This window comes from Polyangium sorediatum (assembly GCF_029946465.1).
In the GTDB taxonomy this organism is placed as follows: domain Bacteria; phylum Myxococcota_A; class Polyangia; order Polyangiales; family Polyangiaceae; genus Polyangium; species Polyangium fumosum.
Genome location: NZ_JARZHI010000008.1, coordinates 248942 through 270087, shown reverse-complemented (window position 1 = coordinate 270087; position 21146 = coordinate 248942). Strand labels below are relative to the sequence as shown.

Annotated in this window: 15 protein-coding genes and 1 riboswitch; of the genes, 9 read left to right on the top strand and 6 right to left on the bottom strand. The window is 67.3% G+C overall.

Annotated features, from left to right (window positions below; translation table 11 throughout):
- Positions 1-225: 225 nt before the first annotated feature.
- Positions 226-2694, bottom strand: a complete 2469-nt coding sequence (locus QHF89_RS13025; RefSeq protein ID WP_284720432.1) for a hypothetical protein — start codon at positions 2692-2694, stop codon at positions 226-228.
- A gap of 187 nt (positions 2695-2881) precedes the next feature.
- On the opposite strand from QHF89_RS13025, the gene QHF89_RS13020 reads away from it, so the two are divergent.
- Both QHF89_RS13020 and QHF89_RS13015 read left to right on the top strand, forming a co-directional pair.
- The gene (locus QHF89_RS13020; protein ID WP_136968671.1) at positions 2882-3658 is read left to right on the top strand and encodes a crotonase/enoyl-CoA hydratase family protein; all 777 of its coding nucleotides are present in this window, start codon (positions 2882-2884) and stop codon (positions 3656-3658) included.
- Positions 3659-4005: 347 nt separating this feature from the next.
- Positions 4006-4338: a helix-turn-helix domain-containing protein gene (locus QHF89_RS13015; protein ID WP_136968670.1), complete on the top strand. Its 333-nt coding sequence runs from the start codon at positions 4006-4008 to the stop codon at positions 4336-4338.
- 35 nt (positions 4339-4373) lie between these two features.
- Here QHF89_RS13015 and QHF89_RS13010 read toward each other — a convergent pair whose 3' ends face one another.
- Both QHF89_RS13010 and QHF89_RS13005 read right to left on the bottom strand, forming a co-directional pair.
- Positions 4374-5195 carry an NAD(P)H-binding protein gene (locus QHF89_RS13010; protein ID WP_136968669.1) on the bottom strand — a complete coding sequence of 274 codons (822 nt, stop codon included), beginning with the start codon at positions 5193-5195 and terminating at the stop codon, positions 4374-4376.
- A gap of 128 nt (positions 5196-5323) precedes the next feature.
- A complete protein-coding gene (locus QHF89_RS13005) occupies positions 5324-6016 on the bottom strand; it encodes a helix-turn-helix transcriptional regulator (RefSeq protein WP_136968668.1) in 693 nt (230 codons plus the stop codon).
- A gap of 205 nt (positions 6017-6221) precedes the next feature.
- On the opposite strand from QHF89_RS13005, the gene QHF89_RS13000 reads away from it, so the two are divergent.
- Together QHF89_RS13000 and QHF89_RS12995 are read left to right on the top strand one after the other, a co-directional pair.
- Positions 6222-8606, top strand: a complete 2385-nt coding sequence (locus tag QHF89_RS13000; protein WP_136968667.1) for a pyridoxal-dependent decarboxylase — start codon at positions 6222-6224, stop codon at positions 8604-8606.
- Positions 8607-8838: 232 nt separating this feature from the next.
- The gene (locus QHF89_RS12995) at positions 8839-10572 is read left to right on the top strand and encodes a hypothetical protein (RefSeq protein ID WP_284720431.1); all 1734 of its coding nucleotides are present in this window, start codon (positions 8839-8841) and stop codon (positions 10570-10572) included.
- Positions 10573-10615: 43 nt separating this feature from the next.
- Here QHF89_RS12995 and QHF89_RS12990 read toward each other — a convergent pair whose 3' ends face one another.
- On the bottom strand, positions 10616-11359 hold the full coding sequence (locus QHF89_RS12990; protein WP_136968664.1) for a hypothetical protein: 744 nt from the start codon (positions 11357-11359) through the stop codon (positions 10616-10618).
- A gap of 144 nt (positions 11360-11503) precedes the next feature.
- Between QHF89_RS12990 and QHF89_RS12985 the strand changes: the two genes are divergently transcribed.
- The gene (locus QHF89_RS12985; RefSeq protein ID WP_136968663.1) at positions 11504-12106 is read left to right on the top strand and encodes a glutathione S-transferase family protein; all 603 of its coding nucleotides are present in this window, start codon (positions 11504-11506) and stop codon (positions 12104-12106) included.
- Between the two features lie 702 nt (positions 12107-12808).
- On the opposite strand, the gene QHF89_RS12980 is transcribed toward QHF89_RS12985, so the two are convergent.
- Positions 12809-13429 (bottom strand): hypothetical protein, encoded by a 621-nt coding sequence (locus tag QHF89_RS12980; protein WP_136968662.1) that lies wholly within the window; start codon positions 13427-13429, stop codon positions 12809-12811.
- Positions 13430-13432: 3 nt separating this feature from the next.
- Complete coding sequence (locus QHF89_RS12975; RefSeq protein ID WP_284720430.1) at positions 13433-14326, bottom strand: alpha/beta hydrolase fold domain-containing protein; 894 nt, start codon at positions 14324-14326, stop codon at positions 13433-13435.
- Between the two features lie 207 nt (positions 14327-14533).
- Positions 14534-14744: riboswitch (cobalamin riboswitch) on the top strand.
- 361 nt (positions 14745-15105) lie between these two features.
- Between QHF89_RS12975 and QHF89_RS12970 the strand changes: the two genes are divergently transcribed.
- The 4 genes from QHF89_RS12970 to QHF89_RS12955 are packed head-to-tail and all read left to right on the top strand — an operon-like array spanning position 15106 to position 21145.
- Positions 15106-17436, top strand: a complete 2331-nt coding sequence (locus tag QHF89_RS12970; RefSeq protein ID WP_284720429.1) for a ribonucleoside-diphosphate reductase subunit alpha — start codon at positions 15106-15108, stop codon at positions 17434-17436.
- On the top strand, positions 17433-18455 hold the full coding sequence (locus QHF89_RS12965) for a ribonucleotide-diphosphate reductase subunit beta (RefSeq protein ID WP_136968659.1): 1023 nt from the start codon (positions 17433-17435) through the stop codon (positions 18453-18455). The genes QHF89_RS12970 and QHF89_RS12965 overlap by 4 nt, the downstream gene beginning before the upstream one ends.
- Before the next feature lie 44 nt (positions 18456-18499).
- Positions 18500-20104, top strand: a complete 1605-nt coding sequence (locus QHF89_RS12960) for a hypothetical protein (protein WP_136968658.1) — start codon at positions 18500-18502, stop codon at positions 20102-20104.
- 42 nt (positions 20105-20146) lie between these two features.
- Positions 20147-21145 carry an NAD-dependent epimerase/dehydratase family protein gene (locus tag QHF89_RS12955; protein WP_284720428.1) on the top strand — a complete coding sequence of 333 codons (999 nt, stop codon included), beginning with the start codon at positions 20147-20149 and terminating at the stop codon, positions 21143-21145.
- The last annotated feature ends 1 nt before the right edge of the window (position 21146 follow it).

Below are 21146 nucleotides of genomic sequence, written 5' to 3'. Positions count from 1 at the left end.
GCTCGGGCGCGGCGTGACCTGCGCTCCGGCGTTCACGTAGTGGGATGGATGAGGAGTCTAGGCATCAGTCCTGCGGATCACGGGCCGCAGCCCACCGAAGACGCGGGCGGCGGGGGCGGATGGCACAGGCGCCGGATCCGCGTCCTGCAAGGTCTGCATGAAGGGTCGCGCCGCAGGTGCCGGGACGACGCGGCCATGCCGCCGGGGGGCGCGGGCCCGTGCGCGTCAGGGCGAAGGATTTGCGCTCGCGGGGACGATCGACGGCAGCGCCTCTTTCAGCATGTCAAAGGAGCGCTTGCGGTAGGCGTGGTACGTCGGGGTTTCCCACTCGGCCCAGGTGTACGAGACCACCCCGTCTGCGGGGATCACCCACGAATTGCCGAGCTTATGGGCGCGCGGCAGCGTGTCGACCACCACGCCCTCCGCCTCGGCCGTCCCTCCGAGCGCCGCCACCATGAGCCCGAAGCCAGGCGTCTTCGTGATGGTCAGCTCATTCTGCTTGTTCTTCGGCCCGGGCACGTGGTCGTCGACCACGAGGCGCTGCGAGGGATCCGTCACGTTGAGCAAGGTCCAGGGAATGCGGACCTCGATCGTTCCGTCCGCCAGCGAATACCAGAAATTGCTCGTCGAGCGCACGGCTTCGGGGCCCGTCCGGAAGCGCCCCGTGTCCTGCCAGAGGATCGGCGCGAGCATCTCTCCCTGGTACCAGAGCGAGTTGTTCGTGATGGTGCGGACCGGGTTGAACAGACCGTCCTCGTTGGGGGCCGTGCGATAGAGCTGCCAGTCCTTCCGGTCCTGGTGCCAGATGCCAAAAAGGTCGTAAGGCTGATCGACGAACAATGCGACGTCCTGCTCCGACTCGATACGGAGGAGGAACTCGATGTTCCGCTCGGTGCGGAGCGAACACTCCGGGTCGAGGCACGCGTCGCCCGCCTCGGGCAGGAAGGTGTCGAGGCCGACGACGTAGTCCACGTGCTCCCAGTCGACCTTTCCATTGCCGTCGGGGTCGAGCGACTCGACCCGGATCAGGAGGTGCAGAAATCCCTCGTCGGAGTCCACCTTGACCTCGCGGAGGGTGCGCAGAGGATCGTGCACGTCGCCCTGCGGCGCGAGGGGCGGTCCCTCTTGCCAGGCGTTCGGCTCGACCAGAAAGTCGTCCCCGCTCCCGTCGAGCACGTGGTGGACCCCGTCCACGCCGGGGCGCACCGCGATGAGGCCGAAGTTTTGCTCCGGGCTCATCGGGTTGTACCAGACCCTGCGCCGATCCGCCGGCAGCTCGACGCGCTCGACCACCCAGGCCCGCTTGAACCACTCGTCGATGAGCTCGAAGAGGAACGCGCCGTTCAGATCGGCGCGGCGGATCGTCCGGAGCGAGCGCTCGACGGCCTGGGCTTGCTCGACCTCGTCGAAATCACCGTGGTGCAGCCCCGATTTCGCGTAATGCGCGGTTCCCTGGCTCGAAGGGTGCCCGATCTCGGCGATGAGCAAGGTGCGGCCGGCGTAGACCTTCCGGAGGTCTTCGAGGTAGCCGAGGTAGGAGTTCGGCCCGACCTCGTCCTCGACCTGGTAGGCTGGTTCATAAAGGACGAACTCGGGATAATACGGATAGGCGTGGTAGGAGAAGAAGAGCCCGGGGCCGAAGCTCGGGGCGACCTCGATCTTCAGCAGGTCGAGCTGCTCCATGTCGTCGACGGACTCCGGGTACTCGTACTCGACCACGTGATCGATGGGATCGAGCGTGGGCCAACTGGAGAACCCGATGGGGTGCTTCACGTCGTACCGCTTGTCCTCGTAGACCGTGAGGTAATCGAGGTGCTCGGTCACGAACGCCTCTATGGGTGTGGCGTGCTCGATGGAGAACCACGTGCCCGAGAAGGAGACCTCGCACGGCTGCCCCTGGCAGTGGTCGTCGTAGTATTTTTGGTGCGTGGTCATGATGGTGAGCGGCTCGACCTCGCGCCCCACGAGCCAGCCGAGGAGCCACGGCGAGACGTCGGCCGTGAACGTGCCGAAGGCGCGGCCGTAGTTCATCGGGTTCTCGGGCGTGCCGTAGGGGATCTCGCGGTTGCCGTGGACGACGTCGACGACCTTCTCGATCTCGTCCCGGAACCAGCTCCGGATCGAGGGATCGAGGTAATCGGGGATGCCCGAGAACGCGGGGTCCTCGTCGGGCTCCCTGAGCCATGCCCCCTGCAAGAGGAAGAGCGGGTGGTCGGGGTGGTCGGTGTTGTACCGGAGGAGCTCCTCGTAAAAGAGCGGGGATTGTACGGTATAGACGCGCAGCGAATTGGCGCCGAGCTCCGCGATGGCTTCGATCCACTCGGCGATCTGCTCGCGCGAGGCCAGAAACTCGCCGGGCGACGTGCCGGGAATCGCGTGGCTGTAATTGACGCCGATCGGCCAGAACGGCTCGAATTCGCCGTCCTTCACGCGGATCTCGAAGCCGTTCTCGCCTGCACGGAACGTGTAGGGCGGCGCGTCCGTCGTGCCGCCGCCGCCGCCGCTGCCTCCCGTCCCGCCGCCACCTCCTATCCCGCCGCTGCCGCCGTTCGCGCTGCCTGACGTGGCGCCGCCCAGCGTCACGCCGTCCGAAGCACCACAGGCCGCCGTCACGAGGCCAAAAAGCGCCACGAGCGGGCCTGAAAGGACGCGAAGGACGGATGGGGGTTGGAAACAATTCGTGCGCCATTCCATGACCACCACCATAGCAATGCAGGCCATGAAATCCCGAGACATCCCGATCCTGGAAACGAAATCATTTCAATGTCCGGCGATGACATATCGCCGCGCGCCGCCTGCGCCTCGGGCGAAACGGCGCGGTGTGCGGGGCGTGCTTCGATTCCCGGCACGGACGAGCTTCAGGGCGTGGTAACGTCCGCCCATGGCACGTGTCACGGTGGAGCGTCTCGGTTCTGTCGTCCGCATCGGCCTCTGCAGGCCGGAGAAGCGCAACGCATTCGATCTCGCCATGCTCGACGAGCTCGCGCAGGCGTACACGGCCTACGAGGAGGACGAGGGCCTCCGCTGTGGCCTCCTCTTCGCGCACGGAGGCCATTTCACGGGCGGCCTCGATCTCGCGGAGGTCGGGCCCGCGATCGCGTCCGGGCGCGCGCTCTACCCGAAGGGGAGCGTGGATCCGCTCGCGATCGGGCCGCGGCGCCTCACGAAGCCGATGGTCGTGGCCGTCGAGGGGTATTGCTTCACGATCGGGATCGAGCTCGCGCTCGCCGCCGACATCCGCGTCGCGGCCGAGGACACGCGTTTCTCGCAGCTCGAAGTGCAGCGCGGCATCTTCCCGTTCGGCGGCGCCACGCTCCGGTTCCCGGCGCTCGCGGGCCACGGCAATGCGATGCGCTGGCTGCTCACGGGCGACGTGTTCGACGCGAAGGAGGCGTATCGGATCGGGCTCGTGCAGGAGGTCGTCCCCGCGGCCGATCTCTTCGATCGGGCCACGTGGATCTGCGAGCGGGTCGCGGCGCAGGCGCCGATCGCGGTTCGCGCCACACTCGCGTCCGCGCGCGCGGCGATGACCGAGGGCGTCGAGGTGGAAGCCGCGCGCCTCGAAGACCGCGCCCGCGCCCTCATGGGCACGGAGGACGCGGCCGAGGGCATGCGCTCGTTCGTCGAGAGGCGCGCCGGCCGCTTCCAGGGGCGCTAGAACATCGATCGGTTGGACGACCGCGCCGAACGGTTCGGCGCTCTCGAACGACGACAACGGCTCGTCGTTCCTTTCTCCTTGCGAACGCAGCCTTCTCCCTACGTACACGGAACGGAAGACGTTTCGGAACGTTCCCCCGAGGTGCGTCCTGGTGAAACGGCTTGTCAAGACCAACCGGCTGGGTGCGAGGCGATGCCTATGAAGGGCGTTCGGCGCATGTGGGCAGGAGGGCTTCGAAACCACGCCCCTGGGAGGGTTCGTCCGAGGAGCCGGACGGCTCTCCCCCCCTCGCGGCGCGCGCATAGGTTTGTCTCGACCGTTGGTTTGTCCCGTGGTATGTCCTGGCCATGCCTCGACGAACCGAGCCTGAACCCCACTGCGCGAAGGTAGGCGCACGCCTGCGTGAACTTCGCATCGAACGCGGCCTGTCCCTCTCCGCCCTCGCGGACGCCACCGGCCTATCGAAGGGCCACCTCTCGAGCTTCGAGCGTGGCCTCGTCGCGCTCAACGCCATCTCCCTCGTGACGCTCGCGCGCGGCCTCGGCATGTCGCCGCTCTACCTGCTCACCTTCCCGCACGAGGACGAACGCGCCCACGTCGCCGAGCTGCTGCGCAAGCTGCCCGATCGTGACGTGACCAAGTTACGCCAGGAGCTGACAAAGGAGGCAGGTCGGAAGTAAGACGGATGCGCGTGGACCGGGGGGGGATGGTTTGCCTACGATGAGAACGCTTCGGCGTGCTCTGCCGCCCACTGCGCGAACGTCCGCGCCGGCCGTCCCGTCACCTGCTCGACGGTGGGCGTGACGGTAAAGCCGACTTCCGGGGTGTTTCCGTAGACGAACAGGAGGAACTCGATCGCTTCGGACGAGAGCCCCATCCCCTGCCACCGGTCGCGCGCTTCCTGCTCCGTCAGCTCCACGAGCTTGATCTCGCGCTTGGCGGCGGCGGCCAGGATTTCGATCTTCTGACGCAGGCTGAGCACGTCCGGCCCTGTGAGGGTGTACGTCTTGCCGGCGTGGCCCTCCTGCGTCAACGCGGCGACCGCGACGGCGGCGATATCGGCCTCGTGGACCACCGCGCTCAGCCGATCGGGGAACGGCTCGCGCACCAGCCCTTCGCTGCGAATCGACGCCGCCCATTCGAGGTGGTTCGCCATGAACTCCACGGGCTGTAGAAACGTCCAATGGATTCTCCCGGCGGCGACCGCTTCGTCGAGCGGCGCAGGCGCGCCGCCGAGCAGCACCGTGATCCGTTGCACCCCGGCCTGTTCGGCGAGCGCGACGATCCGTGCCCCGGTTTGCAGCGGCGCTTGATCGTCGCCGCCGAAGTTGATCAAGTGCAGGGCCTCGATCCCTTCGAACGCGCTGGCGAAGGTCTCCGGCGTGGTCAGGTCGCCGGCCACGGCGTCGACGCCCTCCGGGAAACGGGCCCGGGCCGGATTGCGCGACAGCGCGCGCACGTGGTGCCCCCGCTCGACGAGCTGCTTGACGATCTCGCGGCCGACGGTGCCGGTCGCGCCTGTGACGAGGATGTTCATCGGTGTCTCGCGTTGGTGAATGGTCATCGTGGCGCCTTGGAAGTGGGCGCCCGACGAACCTGCACCACCCCTCCTGACAAGAGGTGGCAGCAGCGAACCACGCGCGGCATCGGGCCCCGGGATGCTTGCTAGCTCTGCTCGCGCTCCCAGGCCTCGATCCACGCTTGCACCAGCGTTCGACGTGGCTCGCCGTAAGGCTTCTCCGTGAGCGCGAGGCTCACGATCCGATCGGTGCGAAAGTGCCGGAACGACGCGCGCAAGCAGCACCATGCCGCGACGATCTGCTTCCCCTCGTAGTACGCGATCTGCACCGGCCAGATCTCGCGCTCGGTGGTGCGCTCGGACGCGTCCTCGTAGCGCAACGCGAGCGCCCGCTCCTTCCGCATCGCCTGCCGTACGAGGCTGAGGACGGGCACCGGCGCGGCGCCGGCCCCGTGGAGCACGACCGGCCAGAGGCCCACGTCGGCCATGTGATCACGCAGCTCGCGGGGCGACACGGTCGCGATCTTGGCGAGCGCGTTCTTCGCGGCGCCGGCGAGCCCCTCGTCGACCTGCGCGCCGACCCAGCGCGCGCCGAGGACGAGCGCTTCGAGCTCCTCCAGCGAGAACATCAGCGGAGGCAAGAAGAATCCGGGCCGGAGCACATAGCCGACGCCCGCCTCCCCCTCGATCGGCGCGCCGAGCCCGATCAGCGTCTGCACATCTCGATACATCGTGCGCACCGAGACCCCCTGCTCGGCCGCGAGTTCGGCCGCGGTGACCGGGCGTCGATGGCGTCGGAGCGCATCCATGACCGCGAAGAGGCGTTCGGTCCTGTCCATCGCCCACGACCATTGCAGGGCGAGTGGCCTTCGTCGAGCCCGCGCTGTCGTGGCCCGACGCAACGCCCCCGGTGGCCATAAAGAATCCGCCGACGCTCGTCGTGGGGGGCCCTCGCGTTGACCCCGGGAGCAACGCTCCTGTATAGGGACTTCGCCCCTTGCTGCAGGAGGCGCTGGCGTGCGGGGGAGAAAGGGTCGTGGAGAGATGAGCGACAAAAAAGCACGAACAGGCAAGTCGGGCGTGAAGCAATATTTCAGCTTCGGAGAGAGACCTTTCCTCAAGGGGGCCGGGACCCGGTCGCCGGAGGCTTGGTTCCTGGGCACCAAAGCCGAAAACGCCGATGAGCTCGAGAAGCTCCTCGTGGAGGCCATCCGGGACCATTCCTTCTGGAGGCGGAACTTCCACCCCCAGGATCCCACGCACATCACCGAGCAGGCCAAGCGGCACCCGTCCTACCTCCACGCGATGGACACGCTGAAGGACAACCTGCGCTCGCTCATGTCGTTCCTCAAGAAATCGGTGCCCTTCTTCAGCGGCCGATATCAGGGACACATGCTTTGGGACACGTCGCTCCCCAGCATCCTGGGGTACTTCGCGGCGATGCTTTACAACCCCAACAACGTCGCGTTCGAAGGGTCGACCGCGACGACCCTGCTCGAGATGATCGTCGGGGACGATCTGTGCCGAATGCTCGGCTACACCGTCCCGGAGGACGGCGACGCCACGAAAGGGCTCGTGAGGCCCTGGGGACACATCACCTGCGGCGGGACCGTGGCCAACATCGAGGCCCTCTGGTCGGCGAGGAATCTGAAGTTTTACCCGCTCTCGCTCCGGGATGCCTTGAAGGCCGAGTCCTCCCTCGCCGCCGCGCGCGACATCGAGGTCAGCACGTGCGACGGCCGGCGCGCGCGCCTCGCCTCGCTCGATGCGTGGTCGCTCTTGAACCTCAAGGTGGACGACATCCTCGCGCTGCCCGAGCGCCTCACGGAGGAGTTTGGCATTTCGAGCGATACGATCACGAAGGCCATGTCGTGTTACTCGCTCCAGCACCTGGGGATGCACGAGCTCTACCGCCGCTGCGGGGCGGACCTGCCTGCTTCACCGGTGATCCTCGTCCCCGCCACCAAGCATTACTCGTTCCCCAAGGCCGCGGCGGTGCTCGGCCTGGGCTCGGCCAACGTGCTCGATGTCCCCGTCGATTGCGACGCGCGCATGAGCCTGGCCGCGCTGGAGAAGATGCTGCGGGATTGCCTCGAACAGCGGCGGCCCGTCGTCACGGTGGTGGCCGTCATCGGCAGCACCGAGGAGAGCGCCGTGGATCCGCTCAAGGGGGTTCTCGAGCTGCGCCACAAGCTCCAGAAAGAGGGCCTGTCGTTCACGGTCCACGCGGACGCGGCATGGGGTGGATATTTCGCGTCCATCCTGCGCCCCGACGAGGGGCCACGCCCCCGAGACGAGCGCACCGGACCGGTGGCCGAAATCGGGATGAGCGGGTACGTGACCTCGCAGTTCTCGGCCCTCGGCCGGGCAGACTCCATTACCGTAGACCCGCACAAATCGGGCTACATCCCTTACCCGGCCGGGGCGCTCTGTTATCGCAATTCGGCCATGCGCGACATGGTGACGTTCAAGGCGCCCTACATCCTCCACGGCGATGCCGAGCCGACCGTGGGGATTTACGGGCTCGAGGGCTCCAAGCCGGGCGCGGCGGTGGCGGCGGTCTACCTGAGCCACAAGGTCATTCGACCGACCCGGAGCGGATACGGGCAGATCCATCGGAAGAGCCTGTTCAATTGCAAGCGCTTCTACGCGCGGCTGCTCAGCATGGCGGTCCCGGAGGATCGCTTCATCGTGGTCCCGGTCCCGCGGCTGCCCGCGGAGATCTCGGGCGCCGACGTGGAGACCGAGCGGCGCTTCATTCGCGAGCGCATCGATCGGCGCAGCGTCGAGGATCTCCTGTCCGACCCGGAGGCGATGGCGCTCCTGCCCGAGATCGGGCCCGATCAGAACATCCTGACCTACGCCGTGAACTTCAAGCACCCGGACGGGTCGCTGAATACGAACCTCGATCTCGCCAATCGGTTGAACAAGGCCATCTACGATCTCCTGAGCATCAATCCCGGCGACGATATCTACGGGTATCGAATGATCGTGAGCACGACGGACTTCAGCGAGGAGCACTACGGGAGCGTCTTCATCGAAGATTACAAGCGACGCCTCGGGGTCGCGTCGTCCCCCGGCACCACGGTGACGGTGCTCAGGTCCACGACGATGGAGCCGTGGATCCTGGAGACGCCCGAGGGGTCGATGCTCGACGTGCTGGAGAAGGAGTTCCGTGATGCGATCTTCAAATCGCTGATGCGCGACTCGATGTTCCAGATCTTCGAGGAGATCGACGCCAACCGGGACGGCGTCCTCGACGTGGGCGAGGTGATGGCCAAATTCCGGGAGAAGGGCTATCGGGACACCGAGATCGACGAGTTCTTGCACATGTGCGACATCGACAGGAGTGGAACCGTGACGATGGACGAGTTCCTCGGCGCATTCTCTCAGTTCGTGGCCAAGGGGGCGCTCACCGCCAGCCGGTAAATCGGCTGCCCATGCCTGGCGCCGCGGCCCCTGCCGGCGGCGCAGGTCCCACCCCGCAGGCGGCTGTCGAGCCCATTCCTCTCCGTCCTCGCCACGTCGATGAAATCTTGCAATACAGATCGGAGGACGCTATACGCTGCCTCCCCGCGCTGGACGTCTTCCTGCGCGGTCTACATCGACATCTTTCGCCCCGTCCGCGACGCGGGCGATTTTGATCTTGGAGAATTGCACCATGCAACGTAGCATTGTTTTGTCCGCGCTCTGTGCGCTGTTCATCGGCACGACCGGCTGTGACGGCAGCGGCGAGGGCACGGGCGGCAACGGCGGAAGCGGCAACGGCGGAAGCGGCGCGGAAGGCGGCGCCGGTGGAAACGGCGGCGAGGGCGGCGTCGGCGGCAGCGGCGGCGAGGGCGGCGTCGGCGGTGGAATGGGCGGCAGCGGCGGAATGGGCGGCTCCCCCGAGGAGAACGCCGCCGACCAGCTCGAGGCCGTGCGCAACGATCACGCGGCCCTCGTTGCATTCGTGCGAAACATCCCGAAGGGCGCCGATCTGCATAGCCACACCTCGGGCGCCGTGACCCCCGAGAGCATGATCGAGTGGGGCGCCGCCGACGGCGCCTGCTTCAACGCGGCCACGGGCTTCGCCTCCGCCGGTCCCTGCATGGGGGCCACCGTGCCCATCTCGAACGCGCTCAATGACCAGGCCCTCTACGACAGCATCTTGATGGCCTGGTCCATGGAAGGCTTCATGGGCACCCTGCTCCAAGGCCACCAGCACTTCTTCGACGCGTTCGGCAAATTCGGCGCCGTCCTCAACGAGTCCCGCGGCGACGACATGCTCGCGCAGGTCCGCTCGACCGCAGGCCACAACAACCAGGTGTACATCGAGCTGATGCAGGGCTTCGGCTCGGGCACCGTCGGCAACATCGCCGAGACCAAGGTCATGCCCGGCGACGGCTGGGACGAGCCCTACCTCCTGCAAAAGCGCACCCAAATCATCGCGGACCCCGGCTTCCAGACCGCCATCAACAATGCAAAGGCGAGCATCGCGAACTCGCTCTCCGGCTCCGACACGCTGCTCAACTGCGGCACCCCCATGGCCGATCCCGGCTGCAACGTCGAGGTGCGTTTCATGGTCGCCGGCACCCGCACGCGAACGCGCGCCTACGTCTTCGGCCAGTGGGTCTTCGCCTTCGAGCTCGCGCAGGTCGTCCCCGAGCTCGTCGGCGTGAACCTCGTCTCGCCGGAGGAAGATGCAAACTCCCTCCTCTATTACAACGACGAGATGCTCGCCGTGAACGTCCTCCGCACCTTCAACGACCAGGATCCGAGCCGGAAGAAGGTCCACATCGGCCTGCACGCCGGCGAGCTCATCCCCGAGGTCCTGCCCATGACGCAAGCAGGCCAGGCAGAGCTGACCTATCACATCCGCAGTGCCGTGGACATCGCAGGCGCAGAGCGCATCGGCCACGGCGTCGACGTGCTCGGCGAGACGTCCGACGAGGGCCCCGACCAGCTCCTCACGACCATGGCCCAGAAGGGCGTGATGGTGGAGATCTGTTTGACATCCAATGACACGCTGCTCGGCGTCGCAGGCGACAAGCACCCGCTCGGCGCCTACATGGCGAAGAACGTGCCCGTCGCGCCGTCCACCGACGACCAGGGCATCCTTCGAATCGAGATCACGGACGAGTACGTGCGCGCCGTGGAGGAGCACGGCCTCGACTACCTCGCGCTCAAGAAGCTCGCCCGGACGAGCCTCGAGCACGCCTTCGTCGAGGGCAAGAGCCTCTGGAAGACGCGCGACGACTTCACCACGCGCGTCGACGAATGCGCAGCCGACGTCCCGGGGGCAACGCTCTCCGCCGCATGCGACGCGTTCCTCGCGGCGAACGACAAGGCGCGCATCCAGTGGCAACACGAGAGCGACTCGGCCGCGTTCGAGCAGTCCCTCGTGAAGCCGTGACCCCCAAACGCGCCGAGCCGTTCTCCCGCAAAACGACGACCCCTCAGTCGTAACGAGCGAGGATGAAGTAACGCGCGTTCTCGTCGCCGAGCTCCTTCACGCGCTCGGCATGCGCCGCCTCGCCAAGATCAACCTCCTCGCTCTCCGGGCTCTCGTACTGCACGTACGTGACCTTCAGGCCCCACACGCCCTCCTCGTGGGCCATCTGCTCCATGTCCACGCCGCGCATGTACTTGCCGGGCCCCGCGCCGTCCTCGGTCCCGAGCACACCAAACGCGAGCGTCGCAGCCGCAAGAGGTCCTACGCACGTGAAGTGCATGGACACGGCCGCCTCGTCCCACGCCTCGCGCGCGTCCCCTTCGAGCTTCTCGCCGATCGCCGCCCACACCTCCGCCGGCACCGCCTTCGCCCTTTCGAGCGCGTGCAGCGCCACATCGCGCGAGATCGTATCCGGCCCATACGTGCCGCCACGCCCGCCCTCGAAGCCGATGTGCACGTCCGTATAGGCCGTGTCATCCGGCGCAGGCCCCGTATCCGTCAAGTCGCCCGAAGCCACGATCGTGACCGCATGCCCCGTCTTCTCAGCGACCGCCTGGACATGCTGCGCGAACTCGCCGATCTGCTTGCGCGTCATACGGCTCGAAGAGAAGCGCTTGCCCGCAACGAGCACGCCCTCCGTGTCCTCGTCGAACGACACCTCATGCGGGCTCTCGCCCTCGTCCTCGTCGCCCTCGTCGCCTTCGCCTTCGTCCTCGTCCTCGAACTCGTCCGTATCTTCGTCGCTCATTCGAATCCTCCGGGCGGCGCACGGTAGAGGAGTTCGTCAGGATTCGCACGGGGAAATCGGAGGCGGCGTTCTCTCCGCCCAGGTCTTCAGCCCCGAGACCCGCAGGGCTTCTCGGGCTCGGCCCTTCCTGGTACAAGGTCGGCCATGTCCACTTCCTACGAGCTGCTCTATTTCCCCCTCCGTGGCCGCGCCGAGCCCATCCGGCTCATGTTCGCCACGGCAAACGTCGACTTCACCAACACCCCCATCACAAACTGGCCCGAGCTCAAGCCAAAGACGCCCCTCGGCCAGCTCCCCGTGCTCGTCGAGCGCAGCGATTCCGGCGAGCGCCAGATCGCGCAGAGCATGGCCATCGTGCGTCACCTCGCGCGCGTCTTCGACCTCGCCGGCAAGGACGAAGCCGAGAAGACGAACGCAGACGTCGCAGCCGAGACCATCAACGACTGGCGAAGCAAGTTCGCCCCCGTGCAATTCGCCGCATTCATGCACACCGATCAAGCCGTGATCGACAAGTACTGGGCCGACCTGCCCGCGACGCTGCGCACCGCAGAAGGTCTGCTCGGAAGCTGTACCTGGTTCGGCGGCGGAGAGTCGCCGACCTACGCCGACGTGCTCGCCTTCGACACCCTCGACAACCACCTCAGCACAAAGCCCGAGAGCCTCGCCGACTTCCCCAAGCTCCGCGCCCTCCACGACCGTCTCCGCGCGCTCCCGAGCGTCGCCGGTTATCTCGAAAAGCGCGCCTGAGCTGGGGCGTCGCCCCAGGCCCCAGGAGGGGGCTGTCCGCCCCCTCCACCCCGGACCAGCGAGGCGCTGGACCCAGGATCGATGAACTGCGCAATGCGCAGTTCATCGAACGGGCCGAGGCAAGGTCCGTGGCGAGTCTGCCAAGCAAGGTCGCAGCGTAGACAAGTCCCGGTGGGAGAGGACGAGATCTGCCAGGGGCTTGGTAGCAATCAGCGCGCCCGAGCCGTCGCCCCCCGCAGAGGCTCGACAAACGACGTCAGCCCTCGTCCTTGTTTGTTCCGCGCCGTGACGAGTCACCGCTCCACCGCCCAGCATCAAGCACGGAACGGAACAAGGCGCGTCAGCGCGAAAGGGAACGTGTCTCGGCGCCGGACACGGTGCGACGCGTGGACCCCGAGGAAGGTCGAGCCCAAAGACAAGGCCCGGAGCCGGCCGACGGTCCTTGTCGAGCCGCGAAACACGCGCGGTAGGACCTCGCCGGAGCTTGTCACAGGGGACGACCCGAAAGCGCCCAGGCCAACGGCAGGAAGCGCGCCGCGTCCCTCGGGCCGTCGTCCGGCGGAGGCGTTTGTCGCGCCGCCAAACAAGCACCGTCGACGGCAGAGGGCACGTGTTCAGCCAGATTCCAGGCCTCTTCCGCCGTCTCCACCGCGTGGCGGAGCGTGGATCTCCTCGCGGAGCGTCGCGACGCACCCGATCCGTTTATGGTTTCCGCGAGGTCACGATGCGCCAGTCATCGAATCGCACGCCGATCTCCGGACCGAGGCCAAAGATGACGTCGGTCAGGCTGGCCAAGCCCTGGACGCCGACATAAAGCGGCCCATAAACCTTCGCGCCCACCGCAGCCTGAACCCCGAGCCGCATGTTGTCCCCGAACATGAACTGCGGACCGAAGCGCGCATAAAGGAGGGAACCATCGATGCGGACGGCCGGCGTCACCGCGAGGCGGAACCCCGGAAACCCCCACGCATCCTTGATCGGAATCATCCCCGAAACCGCGAGCTCGAAGGCAAGGGACCTCCACACCCGGATCGCAGGCGCGATGTCGATCGGAACCCAGCCGCCATTGTCCAACGAGTGAACCTCGCCATACCCGAGCGTGACCATGCTGTATCCGACGACAGGCGTGACGCCGACGCCGATCCGGAAAGGAAAGGAGATGCCGGGGGGCGGACGAAGCTCGGGGGCCGGTGTCGCAGCACGCGCCGGCGCGGGAGGCGTCTCCGGCGCAGGGGCGGCCTCCTCTGCCGCCAAGCGCCCAGCGCCGAGCAGGACGACCGTGGACGCCGCCACCCACGCGGGAAGTGTCTTTCGAATGCGCATGGGTCAGAGCCTCGTCGACAGCCAGTCGATGGCGCGGTTGCTCTCCTCGATCGCGTCGATACCGTGGCCGACGCCTTCCAGGAACGTGATCGAGACGTCCTGGCCCGCCCCTTCCGCAGCAGCGCGGAACCCGCGCTGCGTCTGCGGCGGGACAATCGTGTCGGCGGTCCCTTGCAGGATGAGCGACGGGATCTTCGGCCCCGTCCGCAGGTAACTCGCCGGGTTTGCATCCGCGAACCGCGCCGCGTCGTCCGCCGTGCTGGCGCCGTCCGGAAGATCGAGCCAGCGGGTCATGTACGCCCTGACCCACCACTCCTCCGACGTGTCGTACACGGCAGCGAGGTCGTTCGCGCCGTAAAACGACACGACCGCCCCCACCGCGACGCTCTCTTCGTGGGGACACCACGTGGGCTCGAACCTCGGCTCGTCCTGCGCATACCCCGCCATCATCGCGAGGTGCCCGCCGGCCGACCCGCCCGCCGTGGCGACGCGGTCCGTGTCGATCTTGAAGGTCGAGGCATTGGCCGAAAGCCATCGAAGCGCGCAACGCACATCTTCTATCTGCGCGGGCCAGGGGGAAAGCGCGCCGCCCTCGTCCTTGGATTCGTTCGCGAGCCGGTAATTGATCGAGACGCCCACGAAACCCCGGCTGGCTGCATTCTCGATGGCGCCGCGGTAGGTGCTCAGATCCCCGAACATCCAGCCGCCGCCGTGAATGAAGACGAGGGTGGGGAACGGGCCCGGCCCTTCCGGGACGCGGATGTCGAGCGTCAGCGGATGCTTGCCCTGAGGCGTCGGGGCTTCGGCGTACGTGATCTCCCCCTCCACAGGGGCCTGTGCGCAATGTATCAACCCCATCGCCATCAGGCCTACGGCTCCCTGCATTGCGCGTGTCATGCCGACGCTCCTTACCTCCATCACGCCCCGATGCACTCCACGGTTTTCAGACGAGCACATCCTCGACGGCTCGCGTTTGGAGAGGACGACCTCCCCGCCCCGCGACCTCGGGGCCTCCCCGTCGACGTACGGCCCGAAGTTCACACGTACATTCAACGACTTACGCCTCGTCCCAACATCCCCGTTGACATCCCGCCCGACACGACCATAGGGTGCGCCCGTGCTGGTGGTTGGGCCTCGGCCCGGCCTTAAAAAGGGAACCCGGTGAAACTCCGGGACTGCCCCGCAGCGGTCATCGAGAACGAAATTCGCCTCATGCACTGGGACCTTCGGGGCCTGGGAAGCGGCGAAAAGTAGGAACCCGGCAATCGCCGAAGCGCTCGTGAGTCCGAAGACCTGCCTGCACCCGACACCGAGGAGACATTCGGCGTCGGTTTCGACCTGGGAGCCTCGTGGGAGGGCAAGAAGGTCCGAGCCGCGCCCCTTCGTACAGCGCGTCCCGGTCTCGACCTGTCCCCTCGTGCTGGTGTTCCAGTCGCCCGCGGGGGCGAAGGTCGGTCCGAAGGCTCCCCACGTTTCCAGCGCGGGTGCACGTCGGCCGGCTTCCTCTCTCGCGGGTTTCCACCCGAGCGGTCTGGTCCTGCTCGGAATCCGGAGGCCGGAGAGGAGGCAGCCTGATGCATAACGATACGAGCCCGAGCAGCAACGGCGCGGCGCCGTCGCGGACGACCCCACGGACGACGAGCTCGACGGCTGGCGACGTATATACACAAACGACCATGCGCGTGACGAAGCGCAATGGATCGAGCGAGCCTGTCGACGTCAACAAGATCGTACGCGCCGTGGGCCGATGCTGCGTGGGGCTCTCGGACGTCGATGCCCTGCGCATCGCGACCAAGACCATCAGCGGCCTTTACGACGGCGCGACGACCCGCGAGCTCGATCAGCTCTCGATCCAGACGGCGGCCGGGCTCATCGTCGAGGAGCCACAATACGCGCGGCTCGCGGCCCGCCTCCTCTCGACGTACATCGAGAAGGAAGTCCGCAACCAGGAGATCCACGCGTTCTCGCAGTCGATCGCCGCGGGGCATCGCCTCGGCCTCGTCAACGATCGCCTGCAATCATTCGTCGCGGCGAACGCACGCAAGCTGAACGACGCGCTCGTCCCGGAGCGTGATCGCGAGTTCGAGTATTTCGGCCTCCGGACGGTCTACGACCGCTACCTGCTCAAGCACCCCGCCTCGCGCCTCGTCCTCGAAACGCCGCAGCAGTTCTTCCTGCGCATCGCCTGCGCCCTGTCGGAGACGGTCCAGGACGCGCTCGGGCTCTACCACCTGTTCTCGTCGCTCGAATACCTGCCGAGCTCGCCGACGCTCTTCAATGCAGGGACGCGCCACGAGCAGCTCTCGAGCTGCTTCCTCCTCGACTCCCCCGAGGATCACCTCGAGACCATCTACCGGAGTTACACCGACGTCGCGATGCTCTCGAAGTTCTCGGGCGGCATCGGCCTCGCGTACCACCGTGTCCGCTCGCGTGGCTCGCTCATCGAGAGCACGAATGGATACTCCAATGGCATCGTGCCCTGGCTCAAGACGCTCGACGCCTCCGTCGCCGCCGTCAACCAGGGCGGCAAGCGCAAGGGCGCGTGCTGCGTGTATCTCGAGCCGTGGCACGCGGACATCGAGGCGTTCCTCGAATTGCGCGACAACACCGGCGACGAGGCGAGCCGCACGCACAACTTGAACCTCGCCAACTGGGTCCCGGATCTCTTCATGAAGCGCGTCGAGGCCGACGCGAACTGGAGCCTCTTCGACCCGAAGACCGTGCCGGACCTCCCCGATCTCTATGGCGAGGCCTTCGAGCGCCGCTACGAGGAGGCGGAACGAGCGGGCCTTTCGCTGAGCACCATCAAAGCACGTCACCTCTATGCGCGGATGATGCGCACGCTCGCGCAGACCGGGAACGGCTGGATCACGTTCAAGGACAAGTCGAACCGCGCCTGCAACCAGACGGCCCTCCCGGGCCGCGTCGTGCACCTCTCGAACCTCTGCACGGAGATCATCGAGGTGACGTCGAGCGACGAGGCGGCGGTCTGCAACCTCGGCTCGATCAACCTCGCGCGGCACACGCTCCAGGCCGAGGGCCGCGTCGTCGGGGTCGACTTCGAGAAGCTCGGCCGCACCGTGCGGACCGCGGTCCGGCAGCTCGACCGCGTCATCGACCTGAATTACTACCCCATCACCATCACGCGGGGGTCGAACCTGCGGTGGCGACCGATCGGGCTTGGTCTCATGGGGCTCCAGGACGTCTTCTTCCAGATGCGCCTCGCATTCGACGCGCCCGAGGCCCGCGCGCTCTCGAAGCAGATCTCGGAGGAAATCTATTTCCACGCGCTCACGGCGTCCGTCGAGCTCGCCGAGGAGAAAGGGCGCCACCCGGCATTCGAAGAGACGCGCGCCGCGCGGGGCGAGCTTCAATTCGACGCGTGGGGCGTGACGCCGGACGACCTTGGGCGCTGGGAGCTGCTCCGCGCCCGGATCGTCGCGCACGGCATGCGCAACTCGCTGCTTTGCGCCATTGCGCCGACCGCGACGATCGCCTCCATCGCCGGCTGCTACGAGTGCATCGAGCCGCAGGTGAGCAACCTCTTCAAACGGGAAACCCTCTCCGGCGACTTCCTCCAGGTCAACCGTTACCTCGCCCGCGAGCTCAAGGCGCTCGGGTTGTGGACGGAGGCGACCCGCTCGCGCCTCAAGCTCGCGGAGGGCTCCGTGCAGCGGCTCGACGAGCTGCCCGAGGAGCTGCGCGCCGTCTACCGCACGGCGTGGGAGATCCCGATGCGCTCGCTCATCGACATGGCCGCCGATCGGGGGGCCTTCCTCGACCAGAGCCAATCCCTCAACCTCTTCATCGAGAGCCCCAACATCGGCCAGCTCTCGTCGATGTACTTCTATGCCTGGAAAAAAGGCCTGAAGACGACCTATTACCTGCGCTCGCGCCCCGCGACGCGTATCGCGAAGGCCACGGTCGAGGAGCCCAAAGCGACGACGGACGACGCCGCCGTGGCGTGCTCCCTCGAAAACCCCGAGAGCTGCGAGGCCTGCCAATGAGCGCCGCTGCCCGTCCCGCCCGCCTGCTCGACCCGGGCCTTTGCCTGACGCTCCGGCCGATGACGTACCCGAAATTCTTCGAGATGTACCGCGCGGCCATCAAGAACACGTGGACCGTCGAGGAGGTCGATTTCTCGACCGACGTCGGTGATCTCAAGAAGAAGATGAACGACGCCGAGCGGCACCTCGTGCAGCGCCTCGTCGCCTTCTTCGCGACCGGCGATTCCATCGTCGCGAACAACGTCGTCCTGAACCTGTACAAGCACCTCAACGCGCCCGAGGCGCGGATGTACCTCTCGCGGCAGCTCTACGAGGAAGCGCTCCACGTGCAGTTCTATCTGACGCTCCTCGACACGTACGTCCCCGACCCGGAGGACCGCCACCGCGCGTTCGCCGCGGTCGAGAACATCCCGTCCATCCGGAAGAAGGCCGCGTTCTGCATGAAATGGCTCGACGCCACGCGCGGGCTCGAACGGCTCGACGCGCGCGCCGAGCGACGCGCCTTCCTCCTGAACCTCATCTGCTTCGCGGCTTGCATCGAGGGCCTCTTCTTCTTCGGCGCATTCGCGTACGTGTATTTCCTTCGCTCCCGCGGCCTGCTCCACGGGCTCGCAGCGGGGACCAACTGGGTCTTCCGCGACGAGAGCGCGCACATGGCCTTCGCCTTCGAGGTGGTGAAGACGGTGCGGCGCGAGGAGCCGGAGCTCTTCGACGACGCGCTCTCCAGCGCGGTGGTCGCGATGATCGAGGAGGCGATCGATTGCGAGATGCAGTTCGCCGAGGATCTGCTCGGGGACGGCATCGCCGGGATGTCGACGCGCGACGTGCGCCGTTACCTCGAATTCTGCGCGGATCAGCGCCTCGCGACGCTGGATCTCCCGAGGCGCTACAAGACAAAAAACCCGTTTTCGTTCATGGACCTCCAGGACGTGCAAGAGGTCACGAACTTCTTCGAACGGCGCGCCTCGGCCTACCAGGTCGGCGTGTCGGGCGAGGTCGTGCTCGACGCCGCGTTCTGACGCGCCTGCCCGCCCGCAGGCGTGGTAGCCTCACGCCTGCTGCGATGTTCACCGAGAATCCCTTTCAGCGCCCCGAGACGGCGGCGATCGCCGGGGCCCTCGGCGGCGCGGCGGCGTTCGTCGTGGGAATGGGCGCCTGGGCCCTCGGGACCACGTTCTCGGCGCGGCGCGAGGCGCGGGCGGCGCGGCGCGCGCTCGGCAAGGCGCAGGCCACGCTCGCGGGGCTCGATCCGGGGACGAACGTCACGCTCGAAGGCGTGCTGGAAGTCGTCGGCGAGCCGGGGGCCCGGTTCGAGGACGGCGCGCCCGCCGCGGCGGCCACGGCCGCGGGGCCGTATTGCGCGGCGAATGCACGGGCGCCCCGGCTGCGGCTCGTGCTGCGGGACGGGACGGTGGATCTGCGCGGGAAGACGCGGGTCGTGGCGGGATCACGCGAGGCGCGGGACGGCGCGATCGACGTGCTCTCCGAGGAAACGGCGACGCGGATTCGCGCGGCTTGCGGGGACACGGATCCCCTTCCCGCAGGGCCGCTCCGCATGCGATCGGTCGCGCACGGAGATCGGGTCCTCGTCGCGGGGAGAATCGTGCAGGCGGAGGAGACCCCCGGCGCCGCGGGGTATCGCGAGCGCGGCGCGCCGTGGACGCTGGAGGCGCCGTCGTCTGCGGATCGAGCGTCCGAGGTCCTACGAATCGCGTTCGCAGGGGTGCCCGTGGTGTCGGGCGTGATGCGGACGGCGTTCTCGCGGTGGCGACTGCGAAAGATCGCGCCGTATGCCTTGCAGGCGGCGGCGTTTGGAGCAGCGCTCGGCGTCGGGAAGGCCACGTACGACGTGCACGTGCTCGCGGCGCGGGCCGAGGCGCAGGCCGCGGCCGAGGCTGTGGCGCGGAAAAAGGCCGCGGCGCAGCGCGGGCCTCCCGCGTACTGCAAGGAGTTCGCGGATCAGTACACGATCGCGATGGATCGCGCCTCCACCTGCACGCACGACAACGACTGCCGCGTCACGTTGCGCGGCGAGCAATGGTACGACCTCGACGGCTGCTTCCGGTTCGAGAATCGCCATGCCTCGACCGAGGCGGCGGATCGCATCGCGCGCGAGTGGCTCGAAGCAAAGTGCGTATCGAGCTACGAGGTGTGCAGCGTGCAGCCCTCCTCGATGTGCCGGAAGGGCCACTGCGTCGAGCGCCCGCCGAGCGGCGTGCCCGAGACGTGGGTCCGGAAAACCTTCGCGCGGCAGTTCACGTTCTTCGCGCCGCCCGACGTCGACACCACGCTCCAAAACGGCTTCCAGTGTGGCCCGGGCGCGCTCCTCAACCTGCATCGGTTCGATTTCGACGTGACCTTCCTCCTCGATGGATATGGCGTCGCGCTCGACGGGCCTACGACGTCCGTTCGAATCGGGCGCTACGGCGCGGTCGCGAAGTGGATGGAGGGGCTCGATCTCGCGATGGCCGGCCCGGACTACGTGCGAGGCTTCCTCGTGGTCTTCGACGAGAAGGAGGCCACCTGCCCTCCGTTTTGCCTCCCGGGCTTCGGGGGCTTCGGCAGCGACACAGGCAACGTCGGGTATCTGCACGTCAAGGCGCGCTGCAAGACCGATGCGGTGTGCGAGGAGGCCTTCAAGATCCTCGAGACGCTCGGGCCCCTCTGATCGGCTCTTGCCGCCCCGCGCCAGTTGAGGCAAAGCGGCGACGTGGAAGAGTTCGGAATTTCAACCGGAAAAGTCCTCCTCACGGGCGCGAGTGGTTTCATCGGCGGGCGCCTGCAAGGCGCGCTCGCCTCGCGCGGCGTGGACGTCGTCTCCTTGCGGCGGCGCGGCTCGCCGCCCGCGAAGCAGGGGCGCTCGGTCGAGGTCGAGTACGACGATCGCGCGGGCCTCGAGCGCTTGATCGGCGAGGAGAAGCCGGACTACGTGCTGCACGTCGCGGGCGCGACGAAGGGCGTCGCGTACGCCGATTTCCAGCGCGCGAACGTGATGCCCACGGAGAACCTGCTCGAAGCGCTGCGCAAGAAGCACCCCGAGGTGCGCCGCTTCGTCCTCGTCAGCTCGCTCGCGAGTTACGGCCCTTCGAGCGCCACGCGCCCGCACGTCGAGGCGGACGCGGCGCGCCCCATCGAGTTCTACGGGCAAAGCAAGCTCGAAGCCGAGCGCGTGGTCGAGCGCGCCGGCGACGTGATCCCCTGGACGGTCCTGCGGCCGGGCGGCGTGTACGGCCCCGGCGACGTCGACTACTTCAACCTTTTCCGCGAGGTCGAGCGCGGCCGGAACGTCTTCTTCGGCAACAAGAAGCGCTGGTTCTCGGGCATCTACGTCGACGACCTCGTCACGGCGACGCTCGTCGCGGCCTCGCACGACGGCGCGAAGGGCCGCGCGTTTTTCGTGTGCGACAACGAGCCCGTCACCTGGGAGCGGTTCCAGGGGGCGATCGTCGAGGCGAGCGGCAGGCGCGTGCTCACCATGGATCTGCCCGAGATGCTGGTCGACGTGGCGGCGTTCGGCGGCGAGATCGCGACGCGGTTCGACAAGAAGCCGCGCCTCTTCAACCGGCAGAAGGCGAAGATGGGCGCGCAGGAGGCGTGGACGTGCAAGAGCGACGCGCTGCGCGAGGCGACAGGCTGGCGCTCGAAGGTCGGGGTCCAGGAGGGCGTGCGCCTCGCGCTCGAATGGTACCGCCGCGAGAAATGGTTCTGAG

Bases quoted from the DNA above. Each gene is read 5' to 3' on its own strand.
- QHF89_RS13015 (WP_136968670.1), top strand. From the start codon at position 4,006: ATGCCTCGACGAACCGAGCCTGAACCCCACTGCGCGAAGGTAGGCGCA.
- QHF89_RS13005 (WP_136968668.1), bottom strand. From the start codon at position 6,016: ATGGACAGGACCGAACGCCTCTTCGCGGTCATGGATGCGCTCCGACGC.
- QHF89_RS13010 (WP_136968669.1), bottom strand. From the start codon at position 5,195: ATGAACATCCTCGTCACAGGCGCGACCGGCACCGTCGGCCGCGAGATC.
- QHF89_RS12960 (WP_136968658.1), top strand. From the start codon at position 18,500: ATGTTCACCGAGAATCCCTTTCAGCGCCCCGAGACGGCGGCGATCGCC.
- QHF89_RS12975 (WP_284720430.1), bottom strand. From the start codon at position 14,326: ATGACACGCGCAATGCAGGGAGCCGTAGGCCTGATGGCGATGGGGTTG.
- QHF89_RS13000 (WP_136968667.1), top strand. From the start codon at position 6,222: ATGAGCGACAAAAAAGCACGAACAGGCAAGTCGGGCGTGAAGCAATAT.
- QHF89_RS12980 (WP_136968662.1), bottom strand. From the start codon at position 13,429: ATGCGCATTCGAAAGACACTTCCCGCGTGGGTGGCGGCGTCCACGGTC.
- QHF89_RS12965 (WP_136968659.1), top strand. From the start codon at position 17,433: ATGAGCGCCGCTGCCCGTCCCGCCCGCCTGCTCGACCCGGGCCTTTGC.
- QHF89_RS12985 (WP_136968663.1), top strand. From the start codon at position 11,504: ATGTCCACTTCCTACGAGCTGCTCTATTTCCCCCTCCGTGGCCGCGCC.
- QHF89_RS13020 (WP_136968671.1), top strand. From the start codon at position 2,882: ATGGCACGTGTCACGGTGGAGCGTCTCGGTTCTGTCGTCCGCATCGGC.
- QHF89_RS13025 (WP_284720432.1), bottom strand. From the start codon at position 2,694: ATGGAATGGCGCACGAATTGTTTCCAACCCCCATCCGTCCTTCGCGTC.
- QHF89_RS12970 (WP_284720429.1), top strand. From the start codon at position 15,106: ATGCGCGTGACGAAGCGCAATGGATCGAGCGAGCCTGTCGACGTCAAC.
- QHF89_RS12990 (WP_136968664.1), bottom strand. From the start codon at position 11,359: ATGAGCGACGAAGATACGGACGAGTTCGAGGACGAGGACGAAGGCGAA.
- QHF89_RS12995 (WP_284720431.1), top strand. From the start codon at position 8,839: ATGCAACGTAGCATTGTTTTGTCCGCGCTCTGTGCGCTGTTCATCGGC.